Source organism: Mesorhizobium sp. Cs1299R1N1 (genome assembly GCF_037179655.1).
Taxonomy (GTDB): Bacteria; Pseudomonadota; Alphaproteobacteria; order Rhizobiales; family Rhizobiaceae; genus Mesorhizobium; species Mesorhizobium salmacidum.
Window position 1 is genome coordinate 248647 of record NZ_JAPYKR010000007.1, and the last position, 22831, is coordinate 271477.

Genomic DNA, 22831 nt, shown 5'->3' on the forward strand with positions numbered 1-22831 from the left:
AGAGCCCAAAAAGGGCAGTCGTCAGGAACGTGGTTTGGTCTTTTGCGGATCGTAGTGGGCAAAGGCGACGACCCGGGCCGGCAGCCGCTTGGCATGACCATCGAGCTTGCCGATCTCGACCTCCGTGCCGATGGCGGCGTGGGTGACGTCGAGCCGCGCCAGCGCGATGTTTTTGTTCAGCACCGGCGAGCGCATGCCCGACGTGACGACGCCGATCTGGGCGCGGCCGATATGGACGCAGTCGCCATGGCCGACGGCGACATTGCTGTCTATGTCGAGGCCGACCAGCTTCGTCTTAGGATGGTCCTTGCGCCGGATCAGTGCCTCGCGGCCGATGAAATCGTCGGTCTTGGTCTTCAGCGGCACGGTAAAGCCGATGCCCGCCTCGAACGGATCGGTCTGGTCGGAAAACTCGTAACCGGCGAAGATCAGCCCGGCCTCGATGCGCACCATGTCGAGCGCCTGCAGTCCCATCGGCTTCAGCCCATGCGGCTGGCCGGCTTCCCAGATGGCGTCGAACACCTTTTCGGCGTCGCGCGGATGGCACCAGATCTCGTAGCCGAGTTCGCCGGTATAGCCGGTGCGCGAGACGACGATGGGAATGCCATTGCCGCCGCCGATCCTGGCGACCGCGAAGCGGAACCATTCGAGTTCCTCGATCGAGGGCTGCAGCGGGGAGGTCCAGATCACCTGTTTCAGGATGTCGCGGCTCTTTGGCCCTTGCACGGCGATGTTGTGCATCTGGTCGGTGGACGAGCGCACCAACACGTTGAGGCCGAGCTTTGTCGCCGTCTCGCGTAGCCATTCACCGGAGAGATCGTCGCCGCCGATCCAGCGGAAATTGTCCTTGCCGAGCCGCAGCAGCGTGCCGTCGTCGATCATGCCGCCATGCTCGTAGCACATGGCGGAGTAGACGACTTGGCCGACGCCGAGCTTCTTGACGTCACGCGTCAGCGTGTATTGCAGCAGCGCTTCGGCATCCGGACCGGTGACCTCGAATTTGCGAAGTGGCGACAGGTCCATGATCACCGCATCCTGCCGGCAGGCCCAGTATTCGGCGATAGCGCCTTCTTTGGCGAACGAGTTGGCCAGCCAATAGCCCCTGTACTCGACGAAGTCGCGCGTGTGTTTGGCAAAGCTCGAATGAAAAGCTGTCTCGCGGGTCATTTTGGGTTCCGAATCGGGCGTCATGCGTCTGGCGATCGCTCGCGAGAATTTATGCTGGCCGGAATAGGACCGCACATGGATGTCGGTCAGGTCCCAGCCATTGGCAGGCGTCGTGTCGTCAGGACAGGCGGAGGAGACGCAGACGATGTCGGTGAGCGCCCTGAGCAGAACATAGTCGCCGGCTCGCGACCATGGCTCGTCCGACACCATGACGCCATGGGCGTCGATCGCCGTGTTGAAGAAGAAGTTGATCGCCATCCAGCCGGCGCGGGGATTGACGCCCTTGCCGGTGAGCGCGCGGTTGAAATTCTCCGAGCAGTTGGTGTGGCCGGGATAGCCGATGTCATCGTAATACTTCGCCGCACAGGCGAGCGCGAAGGCGTCGTGCCGGCCGCACGTGTCCTGCACCACCTCGACCAGCGGCTCCATGTCCTGGTCGTAGTATTTCGAATGCAGGCCGGGCATCGGATAGCTCGCGCCCATCAGCGTGCGCGTCGTCGTGACGTCGAGCGGATGGTCGAGCCCCTTGTCCAGCTTGCGCGCCGAAAAACACTGGAAGTCGGTGCACTGGCGCCCGTCGACATCGATGATCTGCAGATAGTCGCCCGCCTTGACGAAATAGGACTCCGCCGTCGCCGAATGGACGCGCAGATCGAGCACCGGATCGGCCAGTGGATCGGCAAGCCGGGATTTTGTTTTCAGGCGGATTGTGTTGCGCCGCACGATGACGCTGAGTGGCGTCGCCGTGTCGTGGCCGTCGACCAGCATTGGCCCGCCGGGCGCGGCAATCAGCATCGCACCATCGCGCGCTATCGCGAATGCCTGCTCGGCACCGGCCGGAGTGGTGCCGCCAAACACGCGCACAGCATTGGCCTGGTCGAGCTGAACCTGGCGACGCTCGAGGCCGCGGCGCAGGGTGCCGAGACTGTCGTCGCCCTCGGAGAGCAGCGCCTTGATGCCGGCGGCATTGCTGTTCGATTTTTCGCCGAGAATGCCGGGGTCGGTGACGCCCGACTTGTCCCAGGCCAGCAACTCGCAGGCCTGGCCGCCCTCGACATTGCGTACCGTGATCGTATCGCCGGCCTCGACCTCGATCAGCACCGCGCCATTGCCCTGTACGGTATAGCGCTCCATGCCGGCCGGCAGCGCGATCTGGCCCGGCCTCAGGATGAGGCTTGGCCTGGGCGGTCCGGCTGTCACGGCTGGGTAGGGCGACTGGCTCATCTCAGCCTTGCGGTTCGAGAAACAAGTTTGCCTGTGCGTGAAATTATTTTAGCAGCAAGAATAGCAGCGGAGCGGAGTTTGGCAAGGCGGAGGGTGGCGCTTCTTCCTTCTCCCGCAAGGGGAGAAGGACAGGCGCGCCATGCTACGCCAAGTCCTCCGAATGCCCGATCTCGACACCATACTCGGCACCCGAGTCCAGCATAGTATGCCACAAGCTCTCGGCGAACGTCGCGAACACCAGGACGTTGAACACCGCCTGTCCGTCCCGCGCATCATTGCCGCGCCACAGCGTGACGCTGGTGTGGTCCATCGAGGTGGCTGCCGCGGTTCCGACCGGGAACGCCGCCGGATATAGATCGATCGACGACAGTTTGGCGAGCAGGGCGCGCGCCTTGTCGCCGGAAATGCGGATCAACACCCGCGCATGCGACTGGTCCGACAGCGAAGCCGAGGCCGCGAAAACTGGAGCCAGCGACCCCACCTGATATCTGCCACTTTTCGACAGCACGAAGAACTGATCCGGTCCCGACCAGATGAGCGTGGCTTCGGCTGCTCCAGCCGTCATCGGTGTTTCCGGAACCGCTACGCCGAAATGGGCGTTAGCGGCGCTCGCCATCTCGGCCGCCTTGTCGCGGCGCGCCATCACTTGGACGAGATCGAAATTGCGAATCTCGGTCAGGGTGACGCCGGCCTCGCCATGCGCGCCATACGGTCCCGAAACCAGCGCGCGATGGAGCGGGCTGCGGGTTTCCCAGGAAAACTCAGCCACGCTGGCGCCCTCCATCCGGATCGTAGAAGACGGGGTTGCAAATCTCGACGTCATAGTCTTCGCCGCGCAGCGGATCGTGCGCATGCACGATCTCGCCGATGCGCTCGCGGCCGCGCTCGACAAGCGCAAGCCCTATCCATTGGTCTGCCGTCGGCGAGAAGCAGACCGAGGTGACGTAGCCCTGGTCGTTATCAGGCCCGGGTGTTTGCCCCTTCGGAATGATGTGCGCGCCGGAGCGTAGCCGTCGCGTCTTGTCGGTCGGCTTGATGCCGACGACGACCTGCCGATCCGCAGCAACCAACGCCTCGCGGCCAGCCATGACGCGGCCGATGAAATCCTTCTTGGTCGACATCATCTTGCCGAGACCGAGATCGGCGGGGGTGGTCGTGCCGCTGAGTTCCGGTCCCGCGACATGACCCTTTTCGATGCGCATGACGCCGAGCGCCTCGGTGCCGTAAGGCGTCACGCCGAACGGCTTGCCCGCGATCATCAGATTGCGGGCCATCGCCTCGCCGTAGCGCGCCGGCACCGAAATCTCGAACGCCATTTCGCCGGAGAAGGAGATGCGGAACAGCCGCGCCCTGACGCCGCCGCGCAACGCGACTTCGCGTGCGCCCATGAAGGGGAAGCCTTCGTTGGAAAGGTCTTCCGAAGGATCGACGATCTCTTTCAACAGGTCGCGGGTTTTGGGTCCGGCGATCGAAAATTGTGCCCACTGGTCGGAGACCGAAGTCAGCTGGACATCGAGTTCAGGGAACAGCACCTGCCGGCAGAATTCGAGATGCTGCATCACCAGTCCGGCCTTGGCGGTTGTGGTGGTCAGGAAATAGTGGTCCTCGGCCAGGCGCGACGTGGTGCCGTCATCGTAGACGATGCCGTCCTCGCGCAGCATCAGTCCGTAGCGCGCTTTTCCCACCGCAAGATTGGAGAAGGTGTTGATGTAGACGCGGTCGAGGAAGGCGCCGGCGTCGGCGCCATGCACGCCGATCTTGCCAAGCGTCGAGACGTCGCAGAAGCCGACGCCGGAGCGCACAGCCTTGACCTCGCGGGTCACCGATTCCAGCCAGTCCTTCTCGCCGGCGCGCGGATACCATTGCGCGCGCTTCCACAGGCCGGTGTCGACGAAGATCGCGCCCTGCTCGGCGGCCCAGTGATGCGACGGCGTCAGCCGCGTCGCGTGAAAAGTCTCATCGCGATGATGGCCGGCGAAGGCGCCGATGGCGACCGGCACGTAAGGTGGCCGGTAGATTGTCGTGCCGGTCTCGGGAATGGATTTGCCCGTGACCGCCGCCATGATGGCGAGGCCGGCGACGTTCGAGGTCTTGCCCTGGTCGGTTGCCATGCCGAGCGTGGTGTAACGCTTCAGGTGCTCGACCGATTCAAAACCTTCGCGCTGCGCCAGCTCGATATCCGATGCGGTGACATCATGTTGCTGGTCGACGAAGGCTTTGCCCTTGCCCTCGACATGCCACAGCGGCGTGAGCGAAAAGGCTTGGTCGTCGGCCATCGGCGTGGAGCCTGAACCATTGCCGTGTCCGGCATCACGTGCCGCCGCCGCGCCCGCCGCAAATCCTTCGCGCAGGCAGGCGCCAAGTCCGAAGGCGCCGTTGGCGGCACCCGCGGCAACCATGCCAGGCGGCGCGCCGTCGGGAACGAAGGCGGCGATGTCGTCGCGCCATTTCGGCCGGCCGCGATGGTAGGAGGTGAGCCCGACCGCCGGGTTCCAGCCGCCGGAAACGGCAAGCCCATCGGCTTCCACTTCGGCACGCGCGCCGCCGGTGAGTGCGACGGAAATCTTGCGCACGCCATTCTTGCCGCCGTCGATGCCGCTGACGGTGCCATGCAGGATGGGAAAGCCGCTCTTGCTGGCAAGCGAGCGCTGCTCGGGCGCGATTTCCGCGCGCGCGTCGATCACGGCGGCGACCTGCAGCCCGGCGCCGAGTGCCGTCTCGACCGTGCGCCAGCCATCCTCGTTGTTGGTGAACAGCGCGATGCGCTTGGCCGGCGCCGCGGCGTAACGTGCGATATAGCTGCGCATGGCGGACGCCATCATCACGCCCGGCGTGTCGTTGCCGGCAAAGACGATTGGCCGTTCGAGCGCGCCCGCCGCGACGACGCAGCGCTTGGCCACGATCCGCCATAGCCGCTGGCGCACCTGGTGCTCCGGCGGCGAGGGCAGGTGGTCGTTGACACGCTCGATCGCGCCGTAGGTGCCGCCGTCATAGACGCCGAACAGCGTCGTGCGCGTCATGATGCGGACATCGGGCATGGCGGCAAGCTCACTGAGCGTGCGCGCAATCCATTCGGCGGCAGGCAATCCGTCGATCATGCCGCCATCGGCAAGCAGCCGGCCGCCGAGGACAAAATCCTCTTCGCACAGGATGACGCGGGCGCCGCTGCGGCCTGCTGCGAGGGCGGCCGCGAGGCCAGTCGGGCCGGAGCCGGCGATCAGCACGTCGCAATGCGCCCAGGCCTTGTCGTAATGGTCGGGATCGGCGATGCCGGCGGCGCGGCCAAGGCCGGCGGCACGGCGGATCGCCGGCTCATAGATCGCTTCCCAGAACTTCGCCGGCCACATGAAGGTCTTGTAGTAAAAACCGGCGACGAAGATCGGCGCGAACAGCTGGTTGACCGACATCACGTCGAAGTCGAGCGACGGCCAGCGGTTCTGGCTGGCGGCGTCGAGCCCTTCATAGAGCTCCGCTGTCGTCGCCTTGGTGTTCGGCTCGCGCCGTGCACCGCTGCGCAATTCGACCAGCGCATTGGGCTCTTCCGACCCAGCGGTCAGGATGCCGCGCGGGCGGTGATACTTGAATGAGCGGCCAACCAGCTTGACGCCGTTGGCAACCAATGCCGAGGCAAGCGTGTCGCCTTTGAAACCGGAGAAGCTCTTGCCGTCGAAACTGAAATTCAGTGGCGCCGAGCGGTCGACGAGACCGCCGTCGGCGAGGCGATTGGGTTGAAAGGAAGTCACGATGCACGCCTCACAATCGGAAGGTCGGCGCTGCCCCTCATCGCCCTGCCGGGCACTTCGCCCCGTATAGTGACGGGGAGAAGGCGGCTGGCCGCGATGCTGGCTCTCTTCCTGCAACGCTGGCGATTGGCGAAACCGGCGACGGCAGCGCCCCTCTCCTCGTCCCTATATGGGGAAAGGATGCCGGCAGGCAGGTGAGGGGCAGCGCCGAGTTCGATAGGAAACCTCATTTCGCGACCTGCCTAGCGCCGGCACCCGCCGCTGGTTCGACCGCCGAAATCTCGTGCGTCAGCGTGTTGCGGGTGACTTTCAGCCAGGCCCGGCAACCGCCGCCGTGATACCAGTTCTCGTCCATCACGCCGGCGATGTTGTCGCGCAGATAGACGTAATCGTAGACCTCATCTTCCGATGCTCCAGGTGCCGGCCGCATCGGCTTGGCGTCGCCGAGATAGGTGAATTCGCCGAGTTCGCGTTCGCCGCAGAAGGGACAGGTGATGCGCATGGTTCCAGCCGCCTTCAGTGCAGGTTCGGTTGGGCGCCCTGGCCCTTTTCGTCGATGACAGCGCCAGACCGGAACCGGTCGAGACGGAAGCGGGCGGCCTCCTCATGCGACTCATCGCGGGCAAGCAGATGGGCGAAGACAAAGCCTGAGCCAGGTGTCGCCTTGAAGCCGCCATAGCACCAGCCGGCGTTGAGGTAGAGCCCGTCGACCGGTGTCTTGTCGATGATCGGCGAACCATCCATCGACATGTCCATGATGCCGCCCCATTGGCGCAGCAGGCGCACGCGGCCGATCATCGGCATCAGCGCCATGCCGCCCTCGCAGACATCTTCCATGACAGGCATGTTGCCGCGCTGGGCGTAGGAATTGTAACCGTCGATGTCGCCGCCGAAGACCAGCCCGCCCTTGTCGGACTGGCTGACATAGAAATGGCCGGCGCCGAAGGTCATGACACCGGGAATGAGAGGCTTGATCGCCTCCGAGACGAAGGCCTGCAGCACATGGCTTTCGATCGGCAGCCGCAGGCCGGCCATTGCAGCGACCCGTGACGAAGAGCCGGCCACCGCCATGCCGACCTTGCCGGCGCCGATCCTGCCGCGCGACGTCTCTACGCCGGTCACCTTGCCGTTGGCGTCCCTGACAAAGCCGGTGACTTCGCAATTCTGGATGATGTCGACGCCAAGTTCGCTGGCAGCATGGGCGTAGCCCCAGGCCACGGCGTCGTGCCGCGCCGTGCCGCCGCGCCGTTGCAGCAGCCCGCCCTGCACGGGAAAACGCGCATTGTCGAAATTCAGGAACGGGATCATCTTCCTGACCGCCGCCAGGTCGAGCAGTTCGGCGTCGATACCGTTGATGCGCATGGTGTTGCCACGCCGCGCATAGGCGTCGCGCTGCGCGTCGGAGTGATAGAGATTGATGACACCGCGCTGGCTGACCATCGCGTTGTAATTGAGGTCCTGCTCCATCCGCTCCCACAGCTTCATCGACAATTCGTAGAAGCCGGTATTGCCGGGCAGGCCGTAATTGGAGCGAATGATGGTGGTGTTGCGACCGGCATTGCCGGAGCCGATCCAGCCCTTTTCCAACACCGCGACATTTTTGATGCCGAACTCGCTGGCCAGGAACCAGGCGGTGGCCAGCCCATGGCCGCCACCGCCGATGATCACGACGTCATAGCGGTCCTTCGGCGAAGCGTCGCGCCAGGTGCGTTGCCAGTTCTTGTGGCCGGAAAGAGCGGCGCGGGCGAGCGAGAAGATCGAGTATTTCATAAAATCATTCCAAGGCCGCTCGCCCTACGCGTTGGAGGTCAGATATCCAGCGTGTGGTCGCGCTCCCACTGCGTGAAGTGCGAAGCATAGGAATTCCATTCCTGGTGCTTGAGCTTTAGGTATGCCGACGAAAATTCCTCACCCAGCGCCGCCTTGAGCGATTTGTCGTGGTCGAACTCGCGCAGCGCGTCGAGCAGGTTGAGCGGCAGTTTCGGCGCATCCGTGACGGTATGGCCGAGCTGGTACATGTCGATGTCGTAGCGCTTGCCGGGATCGGCCTTGGAGCGGATGCCGTCGAGGCCGGCGGCGATGATGACGGCCTGCAGCAAATACGGGTTGGCCGCGCCGTCGGGCAGGCGGAGCTCGAAGCGGCCCGGCCCCGGCACGCGCACCATGTGGGTGCGGTTGTTGCCGGTCCAGGTCACCGTGTTCGGCGCCCAGGTCGCGCCCGAAATGGTGCGCGGCGCGTTGATGCGCTTATAGGAATTGACCGTCGGATTGGTGATCGCGGCCAGCGCCGAAGCGTGCTTCATGATGCCGCCGAGGAAGTTCTTGCCCTTGGCGGAAAGACCGAGTTCCATCGAGTTGTCGGCAAAAACATTGGTCTTGCCGGTCTCGTCCCACACCGAGATATGGGCATGGCAGCCATTGCCGGTCAGGCCCTGGAAGGGTTTGGGCATGAAGGTGGCGCGCAGCCCATGCTTTTCCGCGATCGACTTGACCATGAACTTGAAGAATGAGTGCTTGTCGGCGGTTGGCAGCGCATCGTCGAAGGCCCAGTTCATCTCGAACTGGCCGTTGGCGTCCTCATGGTCGTTCTGGTAGGCGCCCCAGCCGAGCGCCAGCATGTGGTCGCATATTTCGGCGATGACATCATAGCGGCGCATCACCGCCTGCTGGTCGTAGCAAGGCTTCGAAGCCGTGTCGTATTCGTCGGAGATCGCCTTGCCGTCCGGCGAGATCAGGAAGAACTCGGCCTCGACACCGGTCTTGACATGCATGCCGTCGGCGGCTGCCTCGGCGATCAGCCGCTTCAGCGTGTTGCGCGGCGCCTGGCCGACCTCCTTGTCGTCCATGATGCAGTTGGCGGCGACCCAGGCGACTTCCGGCTTCCATGGCAGTTGGATCACCGAGTCCGGATCCGGCACCGCCAGCATGTCGGGATGCGCCGGCGTCAGATCGAGCCAGGTGGCAAACCCGGCAAATCCGGCACCATCCTTCTGCATGTCGGCGATCGCCTGCGCCGGCACCAGCTTGGCACGCTGGCCACTGAACAGGTCAGTGTAGGAAATCATGAAATATTTGACGCCGTTCTCTTTGGCGAATGCGGCGAGATCGTTCCCCATTATAGTTCCTCGCTTATGTCTTTGGATGTGTTCTAGAAGCCGTTCTTCCCCGGTATCCAGTTGGTGCCGGCCAGCGGCACGCCGGCCATGGCGGCAGCCTCGATCGTCAATGCGACGAGGTCCTCGGGTTCGAGATTGTGCAGGCTGTTCTTGCCGCACGCGCGGGCGATGGTCTGCGCCTCCAGCGTCATCACCTTCAAATAGTTCGCCAGCCGGCGCCCGGCGGCCACGGGGTCGACCCGCTTCATCAGTTCCGGATCCTGCGTGGTGATGCCGGCAGGGTCTTTGCCCTCATGCCAGTCGTCATAGGCGCCTGAGGTGGTGCCGAGTTCGTTATACTCCGCCTCCCAGCGGGGATCATTGTCGCCGAGCGCCACGAGTGCCGCCGTGCCGATCGACACCGCGTCGACGCCGAGCGCCAGCGCCTTGGCGACATCGGCTCCGTTGCGGATGCCGCCGGAGACGATCAGCTGCACCTTGCGGTGCATGCCGAGATCCTGCAGCGCCTGCACCGCCGGCCTGATACAGGCAAGCGTCGGCTGGCCGACATTTTCGATGAACACTTCCTGCGTCGCCGCCGTGCCGCCCTGCATGCCGTCGACCACGACGACGTCGGCGCCGGCCTTCACCGCGAGTGCCGTATCATAGTAGGGGCGGGCGCCACCGACCTTGACGTAGATCGGCTTTTCCCAGTCGGTGATTTCGCGCAATTCGAGGATCTTGATCTCGAGATCGTCCGGGCCGGTCCAGTCGGGATGGCGCGAGGCCGAGCGCTGGTCGATGCCTTTCGGCAGCGTCCGCATCTCGGCGACACGATCGGAAATTTTCTGGCCAAGCAGCATGCCACCGCCGCCGGGCTTGGCGCCCTGGCCGACGACCACTTCGATGGCATCGGCGCGGCGCAGGTCGCGCAGGTTCATGCCATAGCGCGACGGCAGGTATTGATAGACCAGTTGCTTGGAATGACCGCGCTCTTCCTCGATCATGCCGCCATCGCCTGTCGTGGTCGACGTGCCCGACAGCGTCGCGCCGCGCCCGAGCGCTTCCTTGGCCGGGCCGGACAGCGAGCCAAAGCTCATGCCGGCGATGGTGATCGGGATCTTCAGCTCGATCGGCTTCTTCGCATGCCGCGACCCCAGCACCACTGAGGTATCGCAGCGCTCACGGTAGCCTTCCAGCGGATAGCGCGAGATCGAGGCGCCGAGAAACAGAAGATCATCGAAATGCGGCAGCTTGCGTTTGGCGCCGGCACCTCTGATATCGTAGATGCCGGTCGCCGCGGCGCGGCGGATTTCGGAAAGCGTGTAGTCGTCGAAGGTCGCGGATTTGCGCGGCGTCGTCGGCGGGTTGCGATAGGTCATGCTGCCTCAATACGCATCGGCGTTGTCGATATTGAAATTGTAGAGCGTGCGTGCCGAGCCGTAGCGCTTGAACTCCGACGGCTTGACGCCGGTCACGCCGGCGCGATCCAGCAGACCCTGCAGCAACTCCAGATGCTCGGGCCGCATCTCCTTGGCAATGCAGTCGGCGCCCAGGCTGTCGACCTTGCCGCGCACGAAGAGCCGCGCCTCGTAGATCGAATCGCCCAGCGCGTCGCCGGCATCGCCCAGCACCACGAGATTGCCGGACTGCGCCATGAAGGCCGACATATGGCCGATATTGCCGTGCACGACGATGTCGATGCCCTTCATCGAAATGCCGCAGCGCGACGAGGCGTTGCCCTCGATGACCAGCAGCCCGCCCTTGCCGGTGGCGCCGGCATATTGGCTGGCGTCGCCCTTGATGACGATGGAACCCGACATCATGTTCTCGCCGACGCCCGGGCCGGCCGAACCATGCACGGTGATCGTGCTGCCCGAATTCATGCCGCCGCAGTAATAGCCGACGCTGCCGCGCACATCGATGCTGACGGGCTGGTCGACGCCGACGGCGACCGAATGGCTGCCTTTCGGGTTGAGCACTTCCCACGCCGTCTCGTTCGAGCCGGGAGCCAGATTGTGCAGCGCCTGGTTGAGTTCGCGCAGCGACAGGAGGTCGAGGTCGAAGACGCGCGCATGGCTGTCGCGCATTGCCTTGGAGGTTGCCGGCATGAACTCAATGCTCCCAGAAATAGACGGTTGCGGGCTCCGGTTCCCAGACCCTCGCATTGTCTATGCCGGGCAGTTTGGTCAGCGCGCGATATTCCGAGCCGAAGGCGACATACTGGTCGGTCTCGGCCATCACGGCGGGCTTGCAGGCGATCGGATCGCGCACCACGCCAAAACCGTTCTTGGTGCCGACGACGAAGGTGAAGAAGCCGTCGAGGTCGGAGAGAGTGCCTTCCAGGGCCTCGCCGAGGTTCTTGCCATGCGCCATTTGCGAGGAAAGATAAGCGGCCGCCACCTCGGTATCGTTCTCGGTCTCGAATTTCATGCCTTCGCGCACCAGCTCGCGGCGGACATTGTTGTGGTTGGACAAAGAACCATTGTGCACCAGGCACTGGTCGGCACCCGTCGAGAAGGGATGCGCGCCCATCGTCGTCACCGCCGATTCCGTCGCCATGCGGGTGTGGCCGATGCCATGCGTGCCGGTCATCTTGCGGACATCGAAGCGATCGACGACAGCTTCGGGCAGGCCGACTTCCTTGTAGATCTCCACCGCTTCGCCGGCGCCCATGATGCGGATGTCGGGCCTGAGCGACTGGAGGGCTTCACGCGCCGCGTCGACCTTGTCGGGCGTGGTCCTGACCACCGCGTGTGTCGATTTCACCGCAATGCTCACCGGCGCTCCGAGAGCCTTGGCGAGTTCGGCGTCCAGGCCGCGGAAATCGCGTTCCGGCTTCGGCGACTGGATGGTGATCTTGGCCTCGTTGCCTGATGTCGCGCCATAGATGGCGATGCCGGCGCTGTCAGGGCCGCGATCGCTGAGCGATACCAGCATCTCCGACAGCATCGCGCCGAGCTTCGGCTCCAGCGCCTTGTCCTTCAGGAAAAGTCCAACGATTCCGCACATGTCAGCCTCCCGACGTTTGTGACTAGAGATGATGTACCGAATGAAATCCTGGAATTCAATGGGATGAAAAAAATTTTCCTCTGATTACGTATGCGGCTCAATGCCACTCTGCGTATCATCGCCCTGCGGTCGGGCATTATGAGCCCATTTGGCGGTACGGATGCGGGCGATCTTGTAGGCGTCGAGGATCGACAGCGCATAGATCAGAAAGCCGCCCGCATGACGGCCGACGAAGCTCGCATCCGGCGGCGAAATCTTGGCGGTCACCCAGGCCAGGATGACCATGAAGAAAAGGAACTGCAGTCCGCGCACGGGTACCCCAAGAATGACATGACCGCTTGCCGGCAGCACGATCGCGGCGCCCATGACGAGATAAGGGCTCACGGGTGCCGGCGATGTGTTTGAAGTGCTCATGCCACCTGCCGTTCGCTTTGGTTGATGGCGTCCCGCAGCTTCGAGAGAGAGACGAGCAGCCGCTCAATCAGCGTCGCATCGATCCGCTTGTCACCGAACGCGGCTTGCCGGAAGACGCCGTAGCGTGCCCGCTCGGCCTCGGCCAGCAGCCACACGATGCGCACTCCGTTTGGCGTGATCAGCAGCTCCTTGGCCCGGCCATCCGCAAAGGCTTCGAGATGACCGGCGATGATGCCTTGCGGGAAACGCGTGCCTCTGCGGTCCGTCCGCAGCACCGCTTCGGCTGGAAATCCCGGAGCTTTCGGCAGCGTATGGTCCAGATGATCGAAATTGGAGAAGGTCGTCGGTGAGCCCGGCCGCATCATCATATCGAGAATGGCTGACACCGCGACCTTCTCGGTGATCGAAACACTAAGCCAGCGCGCCGGCAGTTTCCGCGTCGCCAGCGTGTCGATGATGGTGCGCAGCTGGACGCGTTGGCCGTTCCACGATCCTTCCCAGGTGATGACGCCGGCGGTGCCCTCCGAGACATTGGCCGCGTCCGCGACGACGGCGCGAATGCTGGCCTCGTCGGCGGCGAGCGCTGCCGAGGCCCTGTCGCGGCTGCGGCGTGCCAACCACGCAAAGTGAAGGACGAGAGCCAGGACAATTGCCCCGACAAGCAGTGCTGATGTCACTTCCGACATTTTTATCGTGCAAGACCCGTCCAGACCCTGGGCGGGCCTACTCCCATCAATAGCCCTGCGGTTTCGGCCACGGCATGGTGAACTGGTCGCCACGCCGCACGAATTTGTAGCGGTAGAAATGGAACCACAGCGAGATCAGGAAATAGAAGGCGACCATGGCGATCAACTGCGAGCCGAAGCCGAGGAAGATGGCGAAGAAGGTCACCACGCACAGGCAGAACAGGACGATTGCCGGCAGCGGATGGAAGGGGTGCGTGTAGCCGCGGCGGATCGAGCCCAGCGGCCACTTCTTCCTGAACATCATGATGTTGATGCTCATGAAAGTGTATTGCAGCACGCCCGACAGGATCGAGAAGGTGATCGCCTGGTTGAGATCGGCGATGAAGGCGAAGGCCAGAGCGATCGGCAGCAGGAACAGGATCGATCGGTAGGGCGTGCGGTATTTCGGATGCACCGCCGAAAACCAGCTCGGCAGATAGCGGTCGCGGCCGAGCGAGAACCAGGCGCGCGCCGCGTCGTTGATGCAGCCATTGGCGGAGGCAAGCGCGGCGAGCAGCGTCGCTATGAACAGAAGGTTCTCCAGCAGCGGGCTTCCGGTCAGCTTGCCGGCATCCCAGAGCGGATAATAGGTGATGCCGAGATATTCCCAAGGCATCAGCGAGGCGCAGACATACCAGGTCATGGCGGCGGCGATCAGAAGCGTGATCATGCCGGCCATGGTGCCGTAGGGCAGGGAACGTGCCGGCGAGCGCACTTCCTCGGCCGCCTGCGTGGTGCCTTCGATGCCGAGATAATACCAGATGCCGAACTGGAAGGCGGCGATGACGCCGATCCAGCCATAGGGCAGCGCGTTGCCTGGGGTGACCAGTTCGTTGAGCTTCAGCACCGCGCCTTGCGTCCAAGGGCTGACCGAGAAGAACAGGACGACGATCGAGACATAGGCGATGGCCGTTATGACGAAGTTGACGTTGAGCGTCATCAGCACGCCGCGATAGTTGAGCCAGGCCAGAACCACGATGGTGGCGGCGATGAAGGAATTGTGGGTTAGCCCTTCGACTCCCGCCTTGGCAACGATGGTGTCGCCGAGCAGGATGGCATCGGACACTTCCAGCATCGTGTAGGCAAAAACCAGGAACAGCGCGACGTTAAAGGCCATCAGCGGGCCGACGATGTGCTTGGCCTGCGCATATTGGCCGCCGGCGGCGGCCACCGTCGACGTCACCTCGGAATCGATCATGGCCACCGAGGTGTAGAGCAGCCCGACGACCCAGCACACGATCAGGGCCGCCAGCGCGCCGCCCTTGTCGGCCGAGAAATTCCAGCCGGTGAACTCGCCGACCAGAACGATGCCGACACCGAGCGCCCAGACATGGGCCGGGCCAAGCACCCGAAGCAGCGATACCCGGTCGCCGTGAATTGTGGTGGTGGTGGTGTTTTCAAGCGCGACCGTCATCGATCAATCCCCACTCAGATCCGGTGTTTTTCGGAAACGGCTTCAAGCTCGCCTTCGCGCGACGAGGTCAGAACGTCCTCGGAGTAGTTCGTATCGACCTTGAACCAGTCGTAGAGCATCCAAAGCGCGAGCACGATCGAGATGCCCCAGCATGCGTAAGAGAGTGCCACCCACATGATCGTGTCCCCAAATTCTTCGTCGTCAAACTCTATTTGTCGTCGAACTTTTCGTTGATGACATCGCGATATTCGCGGTCGGATGCCCGGAACAGGAACACGAAATAACCGATCAGTACGGCCGCCATGATGATCAGCGTCGGCCAGTCGATGATGTAGTGGAACCGGTTCTGGATGACGTCGTGAGCGGTCTCCGGCGTATAGCCGAGCTTTTCCCAGATCGACGCCATCGTCGGATTCTGCCCGAGCGCTTCCCAGGTCTTGGCATCGAGCGCATCGATGGATTTCGCGGCACCGGCAAGACCAAGCTTCAGCGGTAGCCACAGCGCCACGAAGATGGCGACCACGACAACGGCGATGTCGAAAACTTGCCCGGCCTTGCTCTGCTCCGGCGGCGTATAGCGGGACATTGTTTCTCCCCCTCAGGACTTGCGGTTGCGGGATGCGTCGGCGTTCTTGATGTCGAGCCCGTAGATGAACTCCTTGTCTTCCTTGTAGTGTTTGACCATCGCCAGGATGGCTGCCGTGTTGAAGATGAGCACCGCGGCGGCGGCAATGGCGACGACGGCCTTGATGCCGCCCTGCGGAATGTATGGCCACGTCATGAAGAGGACGAAGAGGATCGTCGCCCACAAGCAGACGATCAGGAGCGCGGATCCGCGCAAGTCGGAGCGGTACAGCGCCTCGATGCGCTGCTGCAGGTCTGACATCGGTTTTCCCCTTCTTTGCCGACGTCCGGTTCCGAATCCACCGCCCGCCGCTCTCTTTCAAGAGAGTGAAATTTTTTTCATAAGTTCCGCCCGAATCTCGGAGTTGTCAAGACTAATTTACGTAGCGTTAACCGCTCGTTTCGAGTGAATAATTTTGCCTGACAATGAAATTATTTGCTTCAAGGGGATTGCAGGCTTCCCGCGTTTGCGGTCAATATTCCATCCAAAGCTCCGGCCTCGCGCAAAGGAGCAGGGAACAGCAGGATTTTCGAACGGAGGACGAGCGGATGACGGCATCCTGGAGATTTTCAACCCTGGCGGATCGCCATCGCGCTCTGGGGTCGAAACTCGAAGACTGGAGCGGTATGGGCACCGCCTGGACCTACGACAAGGATGCTGATGAGGAATATATCGCCATACGCACCAAGGCCGGGCTCATGGATGTTTCCGGCCTGAAGAAGGTGCACATCACAGGGCCGCACGCCTCGCATCTCATCGACCTCGCCACAACGCGCGACGTCGAAAAAATCTATCCCGGCAAGTCGGCCTATGCCTGTATGCTGAACGAAGCGGGAAAATTCACCGACGACTGCATCCTCTACCGCACGGGACCGAATTCCTGGATGGTCGTGCACGGCTCGGGCACCGGCCACGAGGAACTGCAGCGGGCGGCGATGGGCCGCGACGTGTCGCTGCGCTTCGACGACAATCTGCACGATTTGTCGCTGCAGGGGCCGGCGGCGGTCGACTATCTGGCCAAGCACGTGCCCGGCATCCGCGACCTCAACTATTTCCATCACATGCAGACGCAGCTGTTCGGCTTCCCCGTCATGATCTCGCGCACCGGCTATACCGGCGAGCGCGGCTACGAGATCTTCTGCCGTGGCCAGGATGCCGGCACGATCTGGGACAGGATCCTCGACGAGGGCAAGGGCGCCGGCATCATCCCGTGCCGCTTCACCACCCTCGATATGCTGCGCGTCGAGAGCTACCTCTTGTTCTACCCTTATGACAATTCGCAGAAATATCCGTTCGAGAACGAAGGCCCCGGCGACACGCTTTGGGAACTCGGCCTCGACTTCACCGTCAGCCCCGGCAAGACCGGGTTCCGCGGTGCCGAAGAACACTATCGCCTGAAAGGCAAGGAGCGCTTCAAGATCTACGGCGTCCTGCTCGACGGCAAGGAGCCGGCCGATGAAGGCGCTCCGGTCTATCGCGACGGCAAAAAGGTCGGCGTGGTCACCTGCGCCATGTATTCGCCGCTGGTCGAGAAATCGATGGGCATCGCCCGGCTCGACGTCGACTGCGCGGTCAAGGACACCAAGCTCGAAATTCGTAACAAGAGCGGTTCCATCAAGGCGACGGCGCAGCCCTTGCCGTTCGACGATCCCAAGAAGACCAAGCGCACGGCGAAAGGCTGAGGCATAATCGACGAGGGGTTTCGAGGCACAAAGACAGAATGGCAGCCAAGACCATCATCAGCCGGCCGATTTACGGGACCCTGTCTCCGCAGCTCGGCACGCATCACCTTTTCCTAGCGGATGCGGAAGGCGCGCTCGCGATAACGGACTTGGCCGCCAGGGCTCCGGACGGGTTCTTCGACGGGGCCGAAATCGTCTTCATTCCCGGTCCTGACGGCCAATACGTTGCGGCTCTCGAAGCGTTGAAGCCGGCGCAACTGCACATCGCGCCGTCCTTCGCCAGTCTGCTGCCGCGTCTGAAGCAGACGCTGACCAACGCGCATATGGGTCTGCGCCTCTATCTCGCCGGCACCGAAGGGTTGATCGGCCAGGCCATGCAGGTGGCGCTCGAAGCCGGCATCGATCATACCTCCATGCAGACCGAGCATCGCGGCTCGCTGGCACGGCGCATGCAGTGCGTGCACTGCAAGGGCATCACCGAGAATGTCACGACGCAGCCGGCGACCTGCTCTCATTGCGGCCTGCTTCTCCTGGTACGCGATCACTATTCAAGGCGTCTCGCCGCGTTCCAGGGCGTCTGCATCAATGCCGAAGATCGCAGTGAAATTCCTCCCATGGAGGAGATCTTTCGATGAGCACCGGAACCACCAAGCTCGACGTCGTCGTCAGCGATGTCGTCCCGGTCAACGACCTGGTCACCCGTTTCCATTTCCGCCGGCGTGATGGCGAGCTGTTGCCGACCTTTTCCGGCGGCGCCCATGTCGTGGTCGAGATGCGCGATGGCGAGCGCACAAGGCTCAATCCCTATTCGCTGATGGGCTCGCCGCTCGACACGCGCGAATACACCATCTCGGTGCGCCGCGACGATGTCGGTCGTGGCGGCTCGCTGTTCATGCACAGGTCGGTCAAGCCGGGCCTGGAGATGGTGATCAGCTATCCCGTCAATCTGTTCTCACTCGACCTGCGCGCCAGGAAGCACCTGATGCTGGCCGGCGGCATCGGCATCACGCCGTTCATGGCGCAGACCGCCCAACTTGCGGGGGAGGGTGGCAATTTCGAACTGCACTACACCTGCCGCACCGCCTCGCTCGGCACCTATGCCGACGTGCTGCGGGAGCGCTACGGCCGTCGCGTCCGGTTGTATCATGATGACCGCGGGGAGCGCATAGAGCTCGACCGGATGCTGTCCTCGCAGCCGCTCGGCACGCACCTCTATGTCTGCGGCCCCGCCGGCATGATCAACTGGGTGCGCGACCGCGCCGCCGCGCTCGGCTGGCCGCCGGAGACCGTGCACTACGAGCATTTCGCGGCGCCGCAGCCCGGCCTGCCGTTCGACGTGACGCTGGCCGTCAGCGGCAAGACCATCCGCGTCGGCGAGCAGCAGAGCCTGCTCGAAGCCATCGAAGCCGCCGGCGTCGATCCGCCCTACCTTTGCCGTGGCGGGGTTTGCGGCCAATGCGAGACCAACGTCATCTCGTGCGACGGCAAGTTCATCCACAACGACCATTGGCTGAGCGAGGAAGACCACCGTTCCGGCAGGAAGATCATGCCGTGCGTGTCGCGCTTCGAAGGCCGGTCGCTGGTGCTGGAGCGATAGAGCATTTTTCAGCCAAGTTAATACACTTGGCGTCGCAGAAATGCGGCTAAAACAAAGAGATAGGGCGGGCATCCCGCTCTAGGAGGAAAACATGGGCATCACCTTTCGCAAGGAAACGTTCCGCGACGACTTCACCTTCAAGAACAGCCCGGAGCACATCAGGCGGTTTCCGTTCCCGTTCCACGAAGACAGCTACATGTATGCGGTCAACATCGAGCCGCATGTCGTCGGTCCGAAAGGCTCGGTGCTGGAGAACCTGATCGACGTCGACGAGCATTATGTCGCCGAGATGCAGGACCGCGCGCTGGTGCTGGCCGAGGATCCGTTGCGCTGCCAGTCGCTGCCGCACATGACGCTCGCCGGTTGGGACCTGCTGGAACTTTTGATGGAGCAGCAGGCGCTGGGCTATCCCGAGCATTTCACGCTGACGCGCGATGGCGACCGCTGGCGCTGGATCAACCGCCCGCTTGGCATCGATGACACCTTCATCTTCGGCGATACCTCGACCTTGCCTTACGGGCCGATGGAGTACATCACCCGCCAAAGCCAGGGCGATTTCTGCATCCTCGACCAGCGCGACGGCAATCTGTGGATGGATGCCGGCATGGTCACCACCCAGGCCGACTGGTCGCTCGATTTCGACATCGGCATGAATTTCTTCGAGTGGCACGCGCCGGTGCCGCTGGCGCATGAGAAGGGGATTTTCGTCAGGGCGCTAAAATTCCTCACCAACATCCAGCAGGGCAAACCGGCCAGGCGCCTGAACTGGACGATGACCATCAATCCGCGCCTCGATACCAGCCCCGAAAATTATCACAAATGGGGACCGGACCGCACGACCGTGACGCCCGAAAATGTCGGCGACAAGGTGCATCTACGGGTCGAACTGCAAAGCTTCTGGCGGCTGCCGCGTTCAAACGGCATCGTCTTCCCGATCCGCTGCTACCTGATCAAGATGGACGAATTGGTGACGCAGCCGAAATGGGCACAGCGCCTGCACCGCGTGATCCGCGATCTGCCCGAGGAACTGGCCAATTACAAAGGCCTGACCCGGTATCGGTCGACGCTGGTCGAGTGGCTGTCGAAGCTGGATGATGGGAGTGCGACGAGCCCAGGGTTTGGACCGGATTGAATTGCTGGTATGGCGCTGCTCTCCACGCAGCCAATCTCCCCCCAAGAGGGGGAGATGCCCGGCAGGGCGAAGGGGGCGTCGTCGAGCGCCAGCCTTGCCCCATGTCCACCCCAGCGCTTCCGCGAAACTCACGACGCGCCCCCCAACCCAACCACAATCACGACATGCTGGCAGACATTGTCGACATCGCGGATGACGTCGTCGTTCCAGAAACGCAGGACAGTCCAGCCCAGCGCTTCGAACTTGGCGGTTCTTGCAGCGTCGAATTCCAACGTTTCGGCTTGACCATGCTGGGAACCATCAAGCTCGATGATGAGCTTTTTGTCCGGGCATGCAAAATCGACTATATGGCCGGCAATAGGCATCTGGCGCCGAAACCCCATTCCCATCAGCCTGTGTGCCCTGAGCTCATTCCAGAGCTTGAGTTCGGCATCGGTCATCACCTTGCGCATCCTGCGCGCATTGCCGCGGTTGTTGGCTGATACTAGATTATGCGTCATCGCGGTTCGCCCCCCTCTGTCCTGCCGGACATCTCCCCCTCAAGGGGGGAGATCGGATGTCACTTCGGCTTTCGCCGATCGCTAACGCTCCAAAGAGGAGCCGCCGCGAGGCTGCCGACCTCCCTCAGGAGGAGACCAAGGGGAGATTGGCCACACCTCAACCCGCACTATTCTGCGGATAGCAAATAATCGACAAATAGCGCATCGGCAGCTTCGTCAGTTGTTCGGGCCCGTGCGGTGCGTCGGCGTCGAAGAACAGGCTGTCGCCAGGCTTCATCGGATAAAGATTGCTGCCGTGCCTGTAAACGACCTCGCCCTCGAGCATGTAGAGGAACTCCATGCCCTCATGCTGGAACGTCGGGAATACATCCGAATCCTCGGTCAGCGTGATCAGATAGGGTTCGACGACGACGCCGCTGGTGTTCGACCCGATATGGCCGAGCAAATTATATTGGTGGCCGGCGCGCGTGCCGCGGCGTTCGACATCGAGGCCTTGGCCGGCCTTGACGAAGACGGCACTTCGCTCCTCCTCGAAGCGGCGGAAGAAAGCGGTGACGGGAACGCCGAGCGCCCGCGACAGCGCCTGCAAGGTGGTCAGCGACGGCGAGGTGATGCCATTCTCGATCTTCGACAGCATGCCCAGCGAAATGTCGGTGGCGACCGCGAGATCCGCGACGGTGATGCCGAGCTTCTTGCGGAAGGCCCGCACCTCGCGGCCGATCGCGACCTCCAGGACTTTTTCGCGGGTGTCGCGAATGGCGTGCGGGTTTTGTGTCAGTGGCGCGCGGATGGTCCTGCCATCCGCCGACACTTTCGGTGACGGTTTTGCCTTTGCGCTCGCGGGAGCCTTGGTATCCGAAATTGCCTTTGCCATGTCGCCCCCCGATCGTCAGGATTTATTTCACTCAAGGTGAACATGTCAGGTGCCGATACAGAGCGCAACCGCAACGGCAAGCCATCTTATGTCGCACACGGCAGTGCAGCCATCGCGGCTGCCGCAGGTTTTTCGCCAGGAATACGCTGTGCGCAAATGCCGTTCCCGCAGATGTCTGTTGACAGCACCAAGCGGCCAATTACTGTCACTGCCAGTGAAATTTGTTTCGCTGGGGAAATCAAAAAGAGGAGGCCCGGAATGAACACTCGCGTTGCCGTTATCGGAGCTGGACCGTCCGGTCTGGCCCAGCTCAGGGCCTTCAAGTCGGCCGCCGACAAGGGCGCCGACATTCCCGAGATCGTCTGCTTTGAAAAGCAGTCCGACTGGGGCGGCCTGTGGAACTACACCTGGCGCACCGGCCTCGACGAACATGGCGATCCTGTCCACGGCTCGATGTATCGTTATCTCTGGTCGAACGGGCCGAAGGAATGCCTGGAATTCGCCGACTACACGTTCGAGGAGCATTTCGGCCGTCCGATCGGCTCCTATCCGCCGCGCGCCGTGCTGTGGGATTACATCAAGGGCCGCGTCGAGAAGTCGGGCCTGCGCAAATGGGTGCGCTTCAACAGCCCGGTGCGCATGGTCACCTTCTCCGACGAGACGAAGAAATTCACGGTCACCGCGCATGACCGCACCAATGACGTGACTTACTCCGAGGAGTTCGACAATGTCGTCGTCGCTTCGGGGCATTTCTCCGTGCCCAACGTGCCCTATTTCGAGGGCTTCTCGACCTTCAACGGCCGCATCCTGCACAGCCACGATTTCCGCGACGCGATGGAGTTCAAGGGCAAGGACATCCTGATCATCGGCCGCTCCTATTCGGCCGAGGATATCGGCTCGCAATGCTACAAATACGGCGCGAAATCGATCACCTCCAGCTACCGCTCGAAGCCGATGGGCTTCAAATGGCCCGAGAATTGGAAAGAGGTGCCGCTGCTGCAGAAGGTCGTCGGCAAGACAGCGCATTTCAAGGACGGCACGACCAAGGATGTCGACGCCATCATCCTGTGCACCGGCTACCTCCATTCCTTCCCCTTCCTCACCGACGACCTCAAGCTCAAGACCGCCAACCGCATGTGGCCGCTGGACCTCTATGAGGGTGTCGTCTGGGAGAAGAACCCGAAGCTTTCCTACATCGGCATGCAGGACCAGTTCTACACCTTCAACATGTTCGACGCGCAGGCCTGGTTCGCGCGCGACGTCATCATGGGCCGCATCAAGTTGCCCTCGGCCGAGGCGATGGCGGCGCATGGCGCGAAATGGCGCGCCCGCGAGGAAACGCTCGAGGATGCCGAGCAGATGATCTGGTTCCAGGGTGACTACACCAAGGAGTTGATGGACCAGACCGACTATCCAGGCTTCGACGTCGAGGCGGTCAACCAGACCTTCATGGAGTGGGAGCACCACAAGGGCGAAGACATTATGAGCTTCCGCGACCACGCCTACCGCTCGCTGATGACCGGCACCATGGCGCCACTGCACCACACGCCCTGGCTGCAGGCGCTGGATGATTCCATGGAGAGCTACCTCGAGGTGAAGGGCGTCGCGGCGGAGTAGCCGCGGCGCA

General features: G+C 62.7%; 22 protein-coding genes. 5 read left to right on the plus strand and 17 right to left on the minus strand.

The window, feature by feature from the left end:
- Positions 1–21: 21 nt before the first annotated feature.
- The 15 genes from O7A70_RS17430 to O7A70_RS17500 form a co-directional block, all read right to left on the minus strand.
- Positions 22–2391, minus strand: a complete 2370-nt coding sequence (locus tag O7A70_RS17430; protein ID WP_337141471.1) for a DUF1989 domain-containing protein — start codon at positions 2389–2391, stop codon at positions 22–24.
- 142 nt (positions 2392–2533) lie between these two features.
- Entirely contained in the window at positions 2534–3160 is a 627-nt protein-coding gene (locus tag O7A70_RS17435) for a sarcosine oxidase subunit gamma (RefSeq protein ID WP_337141472.1), read from the minus strand.
- Entirely contained in the window at positions 3153–6134 is a 2982-nt protein-coding gene (locus O7A70_RS17440) for a sarcosine oxidase subunit alpha (protein ID WP_337141474.1), read from the minus strand. The genes O7A70_RS17435 and O7A70_RS17440 overlap by 8 nt, the downstream gene beginning before the upstream one ends.
- A 226-nt stretch (positions 6135–6360) precedes the next feature.
- A complete protein-coding gene (locus tag O7A70_RS17445; protein WP_027142253.1) occupies positions 6361–6636 on the minus strand; it encodes a sarcosine oxidase subunit delta in 276 nt (91 codons plus the stop codon).
- A 14-nt stretch (positions 6637–6650) separates the two neighbouring features.
- Entirely contained in the window at positions 6651–7904 is a 1254-nt protein-coding gene (locus tag O7A70_RS17450; RefSeq protein ID WP_337141475.1) for a sarcosine oxidase subunit beta family protein, read from the minus strand.
- 38 nt (positions 7905–7942) lie between these two features.
- A complete protein-coding gene (gene glnT, locus O7A70_RS17455) occupies positions 7943–9250 on the minus strand; it encodes a type III glutamate--ammonia ligase (RefSeq protein WP_027142255.1) in 1308 nt (435 codons plus the stop codon).
- A 32-nt stretch (positions 9251–9282) separates the two neighbouring features.
- Entirely contained in the window at positions 9283–10611 is a 1329-nt protein-coding gene (locus O7A70_RS17460) for an FMN-binding glutamate synthase family protein (RefSeq protein ID WP_337141476.1), read from the minus strand.
- A 6-nt stretch (positions 10612–10617) separates the two neighbouring features.
- A complete protein-coding gene (locus O7A70_RS17465; RefSeq protein ID WP_337141478.1) occupies positions 10618–11340 on the minus strand; it encodes a GXGXG domain-containing protein in 723 nt (240 codons plus the stop codon).
- Between the two features lie 4 nt (positions 11341–11344).
- Positions 11345–12241 (minus strand): class II glutamine amidotransferase, encoded by an 897-nt coding sequence (locus O7A70_RS17470; RefSeq protein WP_140716964.1) that lies wholly within the window; start codon positions 12239–12241, stop codon positions 11345–11347.
- A gap of 84 nt (positions 12242–12325) precedes the next feature.
- Entirely contained in the window at positions 12326–12655 is a 330-nt protein-coding gene (locus tag O7A70_RS17475; RefSeq protein ID WP_337107839.1) for a hypothetical protein, read from the minus strand.
- A complete protein-coding gene (locus O7A70_RS17480; protein WP_337141481.1) occupies positions 12652–13341 on the minus strand; it encodes a hypothetical protein in 690 nt (229 codons plus the stop codon). The genes O7A70_RS17475 and O7A70_RS17480 overlap by 4 nt, the downstream gene beginning before the upstream one ends.
- Before the next feature lie 46 nt (positions 13342–13387).
- Positions 13388–14794 carry an APC family permease gene (locus O7A70_RS17485; protein WP_140507951.1) on the minus strand — a complete coding sequence of 469 codons (1407 nt, stop codon included), beginning with the start codon at positions 14792–14794 and terminating at the stop codon, positions 13388–13390.
- A 14-nt stretch (positions 14795–14808) separates the two neighbouring features.
- Positions 14809–14970 (minus strand): hypothetical protein, encoded by a 162-nt coding sequence (locus tag O7A70_RS17490; RefSeq protein ID WP_027142261.1) that lies wholly within the window; start codon positions 14968–14970, stop codon positions 14809–14811.
- A gap of 32 nt (positions 14971–15002) precedes the next feature.
- Positions 15003–15380, minus strand: a complete 378-nt coding sequence (locus O7A70_RS17495) for a hypothetical protein (RefSeq protein WP_023771056.1) — start codon at positions 15378–15380, stop codon at positions 15003–15005.
- A gap of 12 nt (positions 15381–15392) precedes the next feature.
- Positions 15393–15680: a hypothetical protein gene (locus O7A70_RS17500; protein ID WP_027142262.1), complete on the minus strand. Its 288-nt coding sequence runs from the start codon at positions 15678–15680 to the stop codon at positions 15393–15395.
- Positions 15681–15967: 287 nt separating this feature from the next.
- Between O7A70_RS17500 and O7A70_RS17505 the strand changes: the two genes are divergently transcribed.
- The 4 genes from O7A70_RS17505 to O7A70_RS17520 all read left to right on the plus strand — a co-directional run bounded on the left by O7A70_RS17505 (position 15968) and on the right by O7A70_RS17520 (position 19830).
- Complete coding sequence (locus O7A70_RS17505; RefSeq protein ID WP_027142263.1) at positions 15968–17101, plus strand: aminomethyltransferase family protein; 1134 nt, start codon at positions 15968–15970, stop codon at positions 17099–17101.
- Between the two features lie 38 nt (positions 17102–17139).
- Positions 17140–17736 carry a dimethylamine monooxygenase subunit DmmA family protein gene (locus tag O7A70_RS17510; protein WP_337141483.1) on the plus strand — a complete coding sequence of 199 codons (597 nt, stop codon included), beginning with the start codon at positions 17140–17142 and terminating at the stop codon, positions 17734–17736.
- Positions 17733–18698 carry a PDR/VanB family oxidoreductase gene (locus tag O7A70_RS17515; protein ID WP_337141484.1) on the plus strand — a complete coding sequence of 322 codons (966 nt, stop codon included), beginning with the start codon at positions 17733–17735 and terminating at the stop codon, positions 18696–18698. Before O7A70_RS17510 ends, O7A70_RS17515 begins: the two co-directional genes overlap by 4 nt.
- Before the next feature lie 91 nt (positions 18699–18789).
- On the plus strand, positions 18790–19830 hold the full coding sequence (locus O7A70_RS17520; protein WP_337141485.1) for a heme-dependent oxidative N-demethylase family protein: 1041 nt from the start codon (positions 18790–18792) through the stop codon (positions 19828–19830).
- A gap of 128 nt (positions 19831–19958) precedes the next feature.
- Here the strand turns inward: O7A70_RS17520 and O7A70_RS17525 are convergent, their stop codons facing one another.
- A complete protein-coding gene (locus O7A70_RS17525; RefSeq protein ID WP_337107848.1) occupies positions 19959–20330 on the minus strand; it encodes an endonuclease domain-containing protein in 372 nt (123 codons plus the stop codon).
- Between the two features lie 157 nt (positions 20331–20487).
- Positions 20488–21204: a helix-turn-helix domain-containing protein gene (locus O7A70_RS17530; RefSeq protein WP_140507935.1), complete on the minus strand. Its 717-nt coding sequence runs from the start codon at positions 21202–21204 to the stop codon at positions 20488–20490.
- Positions 21205–21462: 258 nt separating this feature from the next.
- On the opposite strand from O7A70_RS17530, the gene O7A70_RS17535 reads away from it, so the two are divergent.
- Positions 21463–22821: an NAD(P)/FAD-dependent oxidoreductase gene (locus O7A70_RS17535; RefSeq protein ID WP_337141487.1), complete on the plus strand. Its 1359-nt coding sequence runs from the start codon at positions 21463–21465 to the stop codon at positions 22819–22821.
- Positions 22822–22831 lie beyond the last annotated feature (10 nt).